This is a genomic window from Aliiglaciecola sp. M165 (genome assembly GCF_007197995.1).
In the GTDB taxonomy this organism is placed as follows: Bacteria; Pseudomonadota; Gammaproteobacteria; order Enterobacterales; family Alteromonadaceae; genus Aliiglaciecola.
Window position 1 is genome coordinate 546,303 of record NZ_VKKH01000006.1, and the last position, 12,139, is coordinate 558,441.

The window sequence follows — 12,139 nt, forward strand, 5'->3', positions numbered from 1 at the left end:
GTTGACTGTAGTGTAGTGGCGTTCTATAGTCAACTAAATGGTTTACTAAAATGATCACTTTTAAGGAAATACTATGAAGCTTTATAACGGTCTGTCACCCAATGGATTCCGTGTTGCCGCCTTTATTCAAGAAAAAGGCATTGAAATAGAAGTAGAAACCATTGATGTGATGAAGGGTGAAGCGCGCGCAGAGGCGCATCGAGCACGTAATTCACTAGGAGAGGTGCCTGTATTAGCTCTCGATGACGGCAGTTTTTTGTCAGAAAGCGTAGCGATATGTCGATACTTAGAGGCGATATACCCAAACAACCCTTTGATGGGCAAGAGTCCAGCTGAAATGGCCAAAATCGAAATGTGGAATCGACGTATGGAGCATCAGATTATGGGGCCGTGCGCCCAATATGGTTCGCATAGCATTCCGATTTTTGCAGACAAGATAGAGCAGATTCCCGCCTATGCTGAAACCCAACCTCGCGCATTTTCTAAAAACATGCAATGGCTTGATAACGAATTGGCCGATGGACGTACTTTTGTGGCGGGTGACTTTTCCATTGCCGATATCACCGGGATGGCGGCTTTGATGATCTGCGGTTTTTTGGGTGAGTTGAATGTGCCGAAAGAGCTGAGTCATGCACAGCGCTGGGTAAAAGCGGTTACCAACAGGCCGAGTTTTTCTGTGTTTAAAGGCTAGTTTGATATTGCGGAACAGTTAATACTGCTTGGGTTTAGTAATCAGATATTTGAAAATTACTTTTTTAGCGTACCAGTCACTACTGGTGAGCTTATCCGAGCCTCACTAAAATATCTTTTGTTTAAAACGAAGCCAACGATGGTAGTAGGGTGCAATTTCTCATATAAGTTGGAACAAATTCAATGCAAGGTGATTTGAAGCTCGATTGGGTTTGAAACCGTTTAAAACGGCACATCGTGAGACACTTTTATTGGCCGAATGACCACTTTGGTATTAAAGGTTTTGACATAGCGGTTGTTAAAAAACACGTCTTGGGTAAAACGATCATAGTCAGACATCTCTTGTGCTTGGTAAATGATGACATAATCCATTGCGCCGGTAACATAGTAAAAATGGGTGACGTTTGTATGCCGCTCAATCGATTCAATAAAAGATTTAATTGAGTCTTTATTTTCGTTTTCTAGCGCAACTTCAGCTATGAGTGTCAGGTTTCGACCTAGTGCCTCGGCGGAAAGTATCGCTACTTCCTTTTTGATTACGCCAATTTCTTTAAGTGCCACAATTCGTCGCTGTACCGCAGATGATGATAACCCGACATTTTCTCCGATATCATGGCTACTCGTCCGCGTATTTTGCTGAATAATTCGCAAAATATGTAAATCAATTTTATCTAGTTCGTTTTGCATAATTTTTTTCTGCATAAAATCCGGTTAATTTGCATTATTTACGCGAATTAGTGGCTGTTTTTGCGGCCATTCACTTTGCTTGCTGCGCTATTGTAATAATTATCGAAACTTAATATCTGAGCTACGTAAATTAATGAAAATTATACTTATATTTGTATCCTTAGCTATCCTACTTGCGCCAGATTGCAATGCAAACACGTTGGATGATAATCCGAATGAATGGGATTTGAAGGACATCTATCCAACTCAATATGATTGGGATATTGCCGTTGCTGAGATCCAGCAAGGTATTGCGGCAATGAGTAAACAGCCAAAGCAAGTAAACTCTGCAGAGCAACTTGCTGCATTATTGGATGCAGTATATTCCATCAGAAGTCGAGCTGGAAAGTTGGCAAAAGTTGGGTTGCTTGAACACTTTACTGATACCAAAAGTGATAAGTATCGGCGTAAAATGGAACAAAGCGAATTCCTTGAAGCACAAGTTGAATCTGCAGTGGCGTTTGTAAATGAGGTCGTCAGTAGTATTCCAGCAACAACACTCGATTCCTGGCGCCAACAATCGCCCAAGCTGCGACAGCATGATAGGCGTATAAATCGTATAATACGAGCTGCACAGTTTAGTTCGACACCAGAAGCCGAAGCGGTCATCGCTGATCTTACACGACTCCCCAGAACTGCAAATGATCTATATCGTCAATTACTTGAAAGTAATCTGCACTGGCCTGAATTTGATGGGACACCTTTAACGCCTGCTCGCTTTAGTGAGATTCGGCGCAGCGGAGATATAACAAATAAAGAACACGCTTCTAGGATCTTTTTTGAACACTTATCAACCTATGAAGATCTGTTTGCGCTGGCATTGGTTCGCCGAGTAGAAGGTGATGCGTTAATCGCGAAGCATCGGAAACTGGCAAGTTCTGTCGATACATTGTTGGTCTTGCAGGATGGATTTGAGAGCAATAGCCACAGGCATGTTTTTGATGCAATTAAGGATCATAAAGACAAAATTGCTGTCATTGTAAATGCGCTGGCACGCGTGAAAAAACAGGAATACCTCATTCCAACGGATTTTCGTTCACTAATCAACAGTGAAAAGCGTACGTATTCGATTAATTACGCCCATGAGGTAACGCTGGATGCCGCATCGTTGATTTCATCCGAGTATCGTAACCTGATGGAAGAAAGGCTAAACAAACCGTGGATGCATTTGTCCAATGATGTCAATAAAAGTAATACGGTTGGCGTCTTTTGGCAGGTTGGGGGAGGCAACCCCCATACAATTTTTAAATATCGTGAAGACTACATCAGCTTCCGATTATATAGTTCCGCGGCCTTTTTGATGATGGGACTGGCCAATATTCCTGATAGCGCTGCACCAGATAGACGAGAAGAAGATTTGCCTGTCTTTAGCAATGCCCTTTGGTATCTTGGTCATTTTTTACAAACAGATGTCTTGCTAAAGCGAGATGATCCCCCAGCAGTTAAAAAACAAATTTTAGCCAACTTACTGACACGTTCACTAAATACCATCGTTAATTATGCTGTTATGGTAAGTCTAGAGGACTATATAAGCGAGGCGATTCTATCCGGTGACAGTGTGTTGCCAAAGGATATTAACCAGCATTACATAAGCACCTTAAAGGCATTTTTCAAAGATTCAGATATGAAAATCGATTCCCATTGGAAATATGCATGGATGAACGAGTCTTTTGCTTTTTATGGACCACATTACGCGTCTTTTTATCAAGCTATCTCGTCAGCACTAGCCTTAAAAAAATACATTTTGCGTGGTGATCAGACTGCCATTAATGTCGTTCAATATGGTATTGCTAATAGCAACACTCATTATTCTGCTGATGTGCTTAGAGAAGCAGGTATTAATATGAACGACATTGACGTGTATTCAGACGCGATAGACGAGCTTCACAACATGGCAATACAGTTAAACGCCATTGATTAGTCTCGTCAAAAAAAATTAAGCCCGCAACAAGCGGGCTTGATTGTCTAACCAAATCTCGGTCACTTAGATAAGTTTTTTACGACGCACTCCCATTAATATCAGGGCAGAAGCAAACAATGCCAAAGCACCTGGCTCTGAAACAGCCTGAGGCTCGCCGTAAAGCAAATCATCGATGACCACCAAGTCAATGCCATTGGTTGGATCATCCGCTAAACCGCTACCAATATCGGTATTGCCCGCAGTGATACTGACGCGAAAAATCGGCGAGGTGAAATCGTCAAATGCGATGCCAAAAAACGACAAGCCATTAGGGTTGGCTTCGACGGTGTTAGAACTAATCAATTGGTTGTTGACATCAAACAGTTCAACAATGGTGCTACCAAATAGATCGACGTCACTGAAAATTGCACCAAAGCCATTAACTGAAGCCGGCGTGTTGTCTGCGGGTATAAAGAAATTCACATCAAAAATATTGGTGCCAACAGGGGTGAATAACCTAGGCGCACTGAAGGTACTAAATTGATTGGGATTATCGGCATTAAACGTATCAAACTCGTTGTCTATGCCATCATTACTCACACGAAATTCTGAGTTATTGCTATTACTGAATACCGCGCCACGAGTAGGCGGAAAAGCCGGGTTGTTAAAAAAGTCAGCAGGCATATCAAATGGCACTATGCCAGCGTCCCAATTGATTTGCCTGCGCCCATCAGCGAATGGTCCAGCGCTATTGCCTCGATTAGGATCGCCCAGTGCTTGTTGAAAGGCAGCAACGGTATCACTGATGTCGCCATCTGCGTCTGAAAACACTATTGGGCCAGCAACACACTGCATGCTAACTATGGTACCTAGTGCAACACCCGCTAAGCTTCGAAATGCTTTGCTGGCTCGACTAGTGTGATGAAAAGTAACCATCTTTTTTCTCCATAAAAATAAAGGTAAAACCAATCCGCCGAACGAAGTAGTCAGGCAACGAGAACGTAAATGGTCGCTTTCAGTCTGCTCACTTCTTTTTATGCGGATTGGTATATTCTTGTTGCGCAAGACAATTAGCCAACACTACAGCGACAACATTAAGCATGTACGCCATTTGACTAAGAAAGTTGCAGCGAATTATTTTCTATGTTGTTTTTGCAGATATTCAGACAAGTAGGTTTGTAAATTGCCTGCGAAGAAAAGGAGTGTGTTTCTAAAAATATACTGATCCCGAGTCGAGGTTATTTATAAAACCGGCTAACTTTTGCTAACCGGCACCTAAGGTTTCTTTGTCAGGCATTGTGCGGTTACGGCCGTTTTCCTTTGCCTGATACAAAAAATGATCTGCCAGATTAATCGCCTTGTCTATGGGAGATTCTGGGCTGACTTCTTTGACCCCTAAACTAAGGGTGATTTTTATTGATTGATTTGCGTAAACGAATTCAGTTTCAGCAACTTTTGTGCGTATTTTTTCAGCTAAGGTGTAGGCTTCAAACCCGCTGGTTTCAGGCAATAAAAATAGAAACTCTTCGCCTCCCCAACGAGAAATTTTGTCTTGTTTCCGTAACGTATTCTCAAATAAATCAGCCAATTTTTGCAATACAAAATCGCCACCATCGTGTCCATATTTATCATTTATTTGTTTAAAATGATCGATGTCACACAATAATACCGACATGTCCAGTTTACTGCGCTGTGCCCTAGCATATTCGTGTTCTAGGTAATCGCGCATCGCGCGCCGGTTTGGCAGATGGGTGAGGGGGTCGAGCATTGCTTGTCTTTCAAACTTGTCGCTGAGATCTTGAATAGATTTAAAAGACTTTTGTCGAGAATATTCGTAAAAGCCAAAAAGCAATGTGACGGTCAAAAACGAATAAATAAGACGAGATTTGAACTCAAAGCTATATTCTGCATTCAGCAAAGCGTCATCTGGATAAAACAGCATTGTACCGACAATAACGATAAATAACCCTAGGCTTCTGAGGCCTTTTCTTAATCCACCAAAGAAAAACGCAACCGGAGGAACGATATACATCCATAGGGGGCCTGTATTCGCATGCCCTCCAGTATAAACCAGGTACAACATCAGTGTTAATAAACTAAATAAGACGATACGCGCCGAAATTTTGTGTGAGTTTTGTAGGTTGCCAAATCGGTGAATTTGATGAGAAATGAAAAATAGAAGGCTTGCACTGAAAAGTGAAATTGCTAATATTGTGTTACCTCGGATTGCTGCACTTAATGCCATCGCAAAAGTAATGGTATAACCGATTAACGAGAATAAGTTGGAAACGAATATCTGTTGATTAATTTCATGATCTTTGTGTTTAACAATGCCTAATTGTAAATACAACTTGATCCAATTTTTGAACCTACTGAAAACCATAAAGTTACTTCTCAACCTTGTTCAAAATATCTGTACTGAGGCGCCTCAATAGTGCTCGCATTTTACTGACCGAATGTCGATAGCCATCTTCCTCGAGCTCTACTTCATAGGCAAATGAATACACCTCAGCCTGATTTTTATCACTAGCAGGCCCAACTAACCAGTATTGACCATTTAGTATTACAGTCGATTGATACGTAGGCATAAATTGCCGAATATGCAGGCCCAATTGGTGTGGGCTTTCGACCTTAGCGTCATCAATCTTGGCAAGATAAACGTTGTTGCTATTTGAGCCATTTAAATCTTCAAGCAAAGCATTGGTCATTCCAGTTTTAAGGGGTTCCGCCCAAAAGTGTTGTTTTGAATAGTATATCTGGTGGTCACTTAATTGCATGGCCAAATTGCTGGTATCTAGATAACTTGGCAAGATAATTTGATTGACCACGACTATGGGTTTTTGCTGTTGAGTGGGTGAAGAAGATGCATTGCCGTTGCTTAAAATAAAATATTCTACATTCTTTACAGGTTGCGTTGTGCACGCCGAGGTGCAGATAAGCCCAATAACGAATAACCCAGTCATTTTAATCATTGTTGTTATCCTGTGTTGTGTCGGGTGAAGTATTGGCTTTTGCTTTAGGTTCGACAAGTGGTTGGGTGCCATCGGCGAATATCAAACTGTTTGGTGTTTGATTTAATTGCTGCAGAAGTGGTGTCATTTGTTGTAACGTCGACTGAAATTGCGTCATGGTGTCAATCAGTTCCTCGTGGCTCTTGGAGCCTGCAGAGTAGTCCTTCAACAATGTATTAAGAGACAGGATCGTTTGATTGATGTTTTCGCTGGTTTGCTGATCTTTCACGTCAGATAGTAGATTTTCGAGGGTTTGCGCGGTTTGTTCAAATGCAGCAGCAGTCTCGTTTAACGAAGATAGAAGCTCATTTGTATTGTTAGCAATATCGTTAAACGGGATGCTGTTTATTGTGTCTAACACCCCACTGACTTTTTGCGTAATTTGAGCGAATTCGCCACTTGTTGTTGGGATGACGTCATAGCCTAAAAAGGTTTCCAAAGGCAGAGCTTCAACATCTTCGTAGTGCTGTAAGTCAACGTACAAACCCCCGGTGAGGATATTACCAATTTTAAGGGATGCTCTTAAACCCTGTTCAATCCAGCGAAGCGTTTGTGCTCGCACAAATTCAACACCTTGACGGTTGTCTGGTTGCTGAACTCGACTGGGTTGAATGGTTATTAATATGGGTATGGCATAACCCTCATCAAGTAATCTATTGTTATCAGGGCCCGGAAGGTTGATTTCCAGTACTTTTCCAATTTCCAATCCCCGATACTCTACAGGAGCGCCTACAGTTAATCCGCGAATGGTATCGTTAATCATCACCACAAAATTGACACCAAGTTTGTATCGCTCGTTTGATGCGCTTTCGTAGTCTTTATAAATATCAAAATAAGCACGCTGTGTAATCTGTCGACCCGCTGGCATACCGTCTGGGATCCCGAAGGTGACACCATTGGTTAATATCGTTTCCAGGCTACCCATTTGCACCTCGATGCCATTGGCGGCCAATTCGAAACGTACACCGCTGGCATTCCAAAATTTAGTGTTTTCGGTGATTAGCTTATGATAGGGCGCTTCAATAAATGCATTGTAATACACAACGCGTTCTTCAAGATTAAAATATATGTCTTCAAACTCACCAACCTGTAACCCCTTGTAAATAATGGGATCACCTTCTTTAAAGGCAAATTCATCATCGCTATTTAAGGTAATTTGCAAACCAGGTGTGCCAGTAGGGGTAACTGGCGGATTTTCTAAGGCAACAAATTCTGTGGTTTCTTCTCCACTGTTACTGGGCTCCATGGTGATGTATGGGCCTGATAACAGCGTGCTCAAACCGGATACGCCACTTAATGACACTCTCGGTGTCACTAGCCAAAAGTTGCTATCAGTTTGAAGTAGGTGAGCCGCTGCGGGTTGAATACGCGCAGTGACCAGCACTCCGCTTAAGTCGGGTTTCAAAGAAACGCTTTTTACCACACCAATCTCTACATCTTTGGTTTTAATTTTTGTGTTGTCGGCTTCGATACCGGTAGCCGAAGCAAACTCGATTTGTATCAATGGTCCTTGGTTTGCCCATTGATAATAGACCATCCAAAGGCCAATGCTCATGGCGACCAAGGGAATTAGCCAAATCCTCGATATACGCTTAGAAGAGGCGACGACTGCGTCTTGTGTCGTCATTGATTCTGTTCCATCACTACTCATGTTTTACCGCCGTATCGGTCCAAATTAACCTCGTGTCAAAAGTCATTGCTGCTAGCATCGTCAATATCACCACGCCACAAAAAGCGATTGAGGCTGGGCCGGGAAGAATGGTCATGGTATTTCCCAATTGGATCAAACTAACCAAAATAGCCACCACAAACACATCAACCATTGACCATCGGCCAATGAATTCGGTGACTCGATACCAAAATATACGCTCAGAGTGCTTTTTATCCATGCCATTTTGAACCGTATAATTAAGCCAAATCAATATTACGAGTTTGCCGATTGGTACTATTACGCTAGCGATAAAAATAATCAAGGCTATAGGATAGGAGCCAGATTCCCAAAGTAGTAAAACACCACCTAAAATCGTGCTCGGTTCGTTTGCGCCCAAAAAGCGTGTGTTCATTATCGGCAGCAAATTTGCGGGGATGTACAAAATAATGGAAGTGATTAACAACGCCCAAGTTCTTTGAATACTTTGAGAACGATTCAGTGGGTGTGACGAATGATGCTCTTTGGTGGCACTGAGATAAAGTTGATGTTTGTCTGTGTACAATACGGTAGCACTCATGCAAAGCGTAAAACCAATATAAGCGTAAAATGACAAGCCCATGGTGATATCTGCCATAGAGCTAATCTTAATGAGACTAACCAGTACACCAATTAAAAAAATTTCAGCCATACTCCAAGGGATTAATGCGTAAACCAAATCCAAGGTGCGCTTTGCATAGGGAACTTCCTTATTCAATTGAATAGGAATAACAACCGCAATCAAGCCGACAAGCACAATAGCTGGCAATATGACGATTGAAAGCATTTGAATGATTGCCAAAAACAAATAATCTTGCTCGACTAAAACATTCAGACCAGAAATAATGCCTATTGATTGCTCTTGACCGCTAGCACTAAACCCTAAGAATTTAAAAGGCATAGATAACGCCAAAAAGATAAAGGCTGAAATGGCGAACGCCATGAGCTTCTGAAAAGAGTCTTTGGTGTGCTTGGTTAAGACAAAACCACACCTAGGACATAAGGCTTTTTGTCTCGGTTTCAATGCAGGAAGATGCACGTGGTTACTGCATTCATGGCACACCACTGTTGTACAAAGTTCTGCTTTCATCGTGTTAGTCATCAGCGGTTCACGCCAAACCTGCCGCAGACCCATTCAGACATTGAGCAAACACCTCAATTGAGTCGTCTATGTCTTTTTCAGTTGTGGCCCAGGCGCAAATGCTCACGCGAATAATCGCTTTGCCCTGCCATTTAGCACCGCCACACCAACACACACCCGACGCTTGTATTTTTTTCAAAGTGTTTAGTGTTTGTTGTTCAGTGTCTGCTTGAAGTATGACCTGATTGAACACTACATCATTGAGTACTTTAAAGCCGATTTGGCTTGCCTGTAGAGCGAAATATGATGCTCTTTCATGCAGTAATTCAATCAATTCAGCGATGCCTTGTCGACCTAAATAACGCAAACAGGACCACAAATCGATCCCCTTAGCTCGGCGAGACATATCGGGCGTGAACATCATGCTATCGCGCTCTTCACTAGACTGAATATAAGAGCCTTGTTGATGCAATGCGTGGGTTAAAGCTTGCTCGTCAGCGCACAGTATCACGCCACAATCGTATGGAGTATTGAGAGTTTTATGCCCATCAACCGACCAGGAGTCCGCCAGATTGACATCTTTTGTCAAGTGGGAGAATCGCGGCGAAGCAGCTGCCCATAATCCAAAGGCTCCATCAACGTGCACCCAGGCTTGGGCTTGTTTCGCTTTGGGAATAAGCTGACTAAAGTGATCAAACGCGCCACTGCACACGTTTCCGGCTTGCAGTACCACTATGCAGGTTCGATCCAGGGCGGGCATTAAGTCTGGGATCATTCTGCCTTGGTCATCACATTCCACCCATTCAATGTCTGCGGCGCCGAAACCCAATAGATTGAGCATTTTCACTACAGTACCATGGGTCTGGGTTCCCATAATAATACGTAATTTTGGCGCGCCAAACGTTCCATTTTGTGCCAAGTCCCAGTTCAGATTTTGCAACTGTCGATAGCGGGCTGCGGCAAGTCCACACAAACTCGCAACGGAGGTTCCACCCACCAGCCCTGCAACAGTTTTTTCAGGCAGATTGAATAACTGTTTTAACCATACTTCACAAACGCTTTCCAATTTTGCTGCGATTGGCGACATAACATTGAGCGCGGCATTTTGATCCCAGACATCTGCAAGCCAGCGTGTCGCCATGCCTATTGGCAAAATACCGCCATTAACAAATCCATAATACCGACCACCATTGTAGTGAACGGTATTGTGGCAACCAATGGAGGCCAGCTGCTCAAGGATCTGTTGTTCATCACCTATAGAATCCGGAAGGTCTATATCAAATTCTTTTAGCATTTCTATGCCGGTTCGCGAAGGTACAACAGGACTGTTTTCAATCGTTTCTAAGTACTCAAGGGCCAAGTCAGACGCTTGATTTAAAAGCTTTTTCGACTTTTTTTGTACGAACAATTGTTGTTGAAGTGATGCCATGAAGTTTCATTGTAATTACGTTAATCTTTAACTTATCATTAAAGATTAATATTGGGCATAAAAAAACCACCTTAAGGTGGTTTTTCTTCTGAATGCTTATACTAGTAATTGGCATTTCCTGGTGTACGCGGGAAGGGGATAACGTCTCTTACGTTTTGCATACCCGTCACATAGGCAACTAGCCTTTCGAATCCCAAACCAAAACCTGAATGAGGAACAGTCCCGTAACGACGTAAATCTCGGTACCAGGAATAATCTTCTTTGTCTAAGCCCATAGCTTCCAAACGTTGGTCGAATACATCAAGACGCTCTTCGCGTTGAGAGCCACCGATAATCTCTCCAATTCCTGGCGCAAGAACATCCATCGCGGCGACAGTTTTACCATCATCATTAATGCGCATATAGAACGCTTTAATATCTTTAGGATAGTTTTGCATGATTATTGGCGCACCCACATGTTCTTCAGCAAGGTAGCGTTCATGTTCAGATGATAGGTCCACACCCCATTCAACCGGGAATTCGAATTTTTTACCGCAATTTTGCAAAATATCAATCGCATCAGTGTAATCCATGCGCACAAAGTCTTGTGAGGCAACTTTTTCGAGTCTTTCCACAACACCTTTACTGATGTGTTTATCGAAAAATGTCATATCGTCGGCACGCTCGGTTAGTACGGCATTTAACACATATTTAAGCATGTCTTCCGCTAATTGGGCGATGTCGCTTAGATCAGCAAACGCAACCTCAGGCTCGATCATCCAAAACTCGGCTAAATGTCGGCTCGTATTTGAGTTTTCGGCGCGGAATGTAGGACCAAAAGTGTAAACTTTCGACAGTGCAGTACAATAAGTTTCAACGTTGAGTTGTCCGGATACGGTTAAATAGGTCTCTTTACCAAAAAAATCTTGTGAATAGTCGACGTCACCCTTGTCGGTGCGCGGGATATTCATCATATCCAACGTCGACACACGGAACATTTCACCGGCACCTTCGGTATCGCTTGCAGTAAGAATAGGCGTGCTGATCCAGAAATAGCCTCTTTCATGGAAAAAGCGATGGATCGCCTGAGAAAGGCAATTGCGCACTCGTGTGACAGCCCCAATGACATTTGTTCTTGGACGCAAGTGAGCATGTTCACGAAGGTATTCGATGCTATGACGCTTAGGCGACATTGGGTAGGTGTCAGGGTTTTCTACCCAGCCAAGAATTTCAATATCTAGCGCCTGAATCTCTATGGATTGTCCTTGGCCTTGAGATGCTTTTACCTCACCGGTAACCGCGATAGAACAACCTGTCGTCAGTCGTTGAATGTCGGCATAATTTTCCATATCGTTTAGCGCAATGACTTGGATCGGATCAAAGCAACTTCCATCGTGTAAATTAATAAACGACAAACCAGCCTTTGAATCTCTTCGAGTTCTTACCCAACCTTTTACTGTTAGCTTCTCACCAATTGAGTATTTTCCTGCTAACACGTCAACCACAGGGGCATGCGCCATTGATATTTCTCCACTACTCGGGACTTGGCCCGCTCTTTTTTAAATTATTGCCGTAACAGTGCACTTACTCGTGTTAACCGACCTAGAACATTCTTACATCTTGCTCTACATTAATG

Annotated in this window: 10 protein-coding genes; 2 read left to right on the forward strand and 8 right to left on the reverse strand. The window is 42.7% G+C overall.

Annotated elements, in window-relative coordinates:
* Positions 1–73 precede the first annotated feature (73 nt).
* Complete coding sequence (locus tag FM019_RS14335; protein WP_143836621.1) at positions 74–691, forward strand: glutathione S-transferase family protein; 618 nt, start codon at positions 74–76, stop codon at positions 689–691.
* A gap of 221 nt (positions 692–912) precedes the next feature.
* Here FM019_RS14335 and FM019_RS14340 read toward each other — a convergent pair whose 3' ends face one another.
* Positions 913–1,377 carry an Lrp/AsnC family transcriptional regulator gene (locus tag FM019_RS14340; protein ID WP_185969296.1) on the reverse strand — a complete coding sequence of 155 codons (465 nt, stop codon included), beginning with the start codon at positions 1,375–1,377 and terminating at the stop codon, positions 913–915.
* A 133-nt stretch (positions 1,378–1,510) separates the two neighbouring features.
* Between FM019_RS14340 and FM019_RS14345 the strand changes: the two genes are divergently transcribed.
* Positions 1,511–3,337, forward strand: a complete 1,827-nt coding sequence (locus FM019_RS14345; RefSeq protein WP_143836623.1) for a hypothetical protein — start codon at positions 1,511–1,513, stop codon at positions 3,335–3,337.
* A gap of 63 nt (positions 3,338–3,400) precedes the next feature.
* Here FM019_RS14345 and FM019_RS14350 read toward each other — a convergent pair whose 3' ends face one another.
* From FM019_RS14350 to asnS, 7 genes are all read right to left on the reverse strand, one after another.
* Positions 3,401–4,252: a hypothetical protein gene (locus FM019_RS14350; protein ID WP_143836624.1), complete on the reverse strand. Its 852-nt coding sequence runs from the start codon at positions 4,250–4,252 to the stop codon at positions 3,401–3,403.
* Between the two features lie 328 nt (positions 4,253–4,580).
* On the reverse strand, positions 4,581–5,666 hold the full coding sequence (locus FM019_RS14355) for a GGDEF domain-containing protein (RefSeq protein WP_260681630.1): 1,086 nt from the start codon (positions 5,664–5,666) through the stop codon (positions 4,581–4,583).
* A gap of 37 nt (positions 5,667–5,703) precedes the next feature.
* Entirely contained in the window at positions 5,704–6,288 is a 585-nt protein-coding gene (locus FM019_RS14360; RefSeq protein ID WP_185969297.1) for a membrane integrity-associated transporter subunit PqiC, read from the reverse strand.
* Positions 6,281–7,978, reverse strand: a complete 1,698-nt coding sequence (gene pqiB, locus FM019_RS14365) for an intermembrane transport protein PqiB (protein ID WP_143836627.1) — start codon at positions 7,976–7,978, stop codon at positions 6,281–6,283. Before pqiB ends, FM019_RS14360 begins: the two co-directional genes overlap by 8 nt.
* Positions 7,971–9,149, reverse strand: coding sequence for a paraquat-inducible protein A (locus FM019_RS14370; RefSeq protein ID WP_313901700.1), 1,179 nt, complete (start codon positions 9,147–9,149; stop codon positions 7,971–7,973). Before FM019_RS14370 ends, pqiB begins: the two co-directional genes overlap by 8 nt.
* Positions 9,124–10,524: a pyridoxal phosphate-dependent decarboxylase family protein gene (locus tag FM019_RS14375; protein WP_143836628.1), complete on the reverse strand. Its 1,401-nt coding sequence runs from the start codon at positions 10,522–10,524 to the stop codon at positions 9,124–9,126. The genes FM019_RS14370 and FM019_RS14375 overlap by 26 nt, the downstream gene beginning before the upstream one ends.
* Before the next feature lie 101 nt (positions 10,525–10,625).
* Complete coding sequence (gene asnS / locus FM019_RS14380; RefSeq protein ID WP_143836629.1) at positions 10,626–12,023, reverse strand: asparagine--tRNA ligase; 1,398 nt, start codon at positions 12,021–12,023, stop codon at positions 10,626–10,628.
* Between the last annotated feature and the right edge of the window lie 116 nt (positions 12,024–12,139).

Coding starts and splice junctions, on each gene's coding strand:
- pqiB (WP_143836627.1), bottom strand. CDS start 7,978: ATGAGTAGTGATGGAACAGAATCAATGACGACACAAGACGCAGTCGTC.
- FM019_RS14375 (WP_143836628.1), bottom strand. CDS start 10,524: ATGGCATCACTTCAACAACAATTGTTCGTACAAAAAAAGTCGAAAAAG.
- FM019_RS14370 (WP_313901700.1), bottom strand. CDS start 9,149: ATGGGTCTGCGGCAGGTTTGGCGTGAACCGCTGATGACTAACACGATG.
- asnS (WP_143836629.1), bottom strand. CDS start 12,023: ATGGCGCATGCCCCTGTGGTTGACGTGTTAGCAGGAAAATACTCAATT.
- FM019_RS14345 (WP_143836623.1), top strand. CDS start 1,511: ATGAAAATTATACTTATATTTGTATCCTTAGCTATCCTACTTGCGCCA.
- FM019_RS14340 (WP_185969296.1), bottom strand. CDS start 1,377: ATGCAAAACGAACTAGATAAAATTGATTTACATATTTTGCGAATTATT.
- FM019_RS14360 (WP_185969297.1), bottom strand. CDS start 6,288: ATGATTAAAATGACTGGGTTATTCGTTATTGGGCTTATCTGCACCTCG.
- FM019_RS14350 (WP_143836624.1), bottom strand. CDS start 4,252: ATGGTTACTTTTCATCACACTAGTCGAGCCAGCAAAGCATTTCGAAGC.
- FM019_RS14335 (WP_143836621.1), top strand. CDS start 74: ATGAAGCTTTATAACGGTCTGTCACCCAATGGATTCCGTGTTGCCGCC.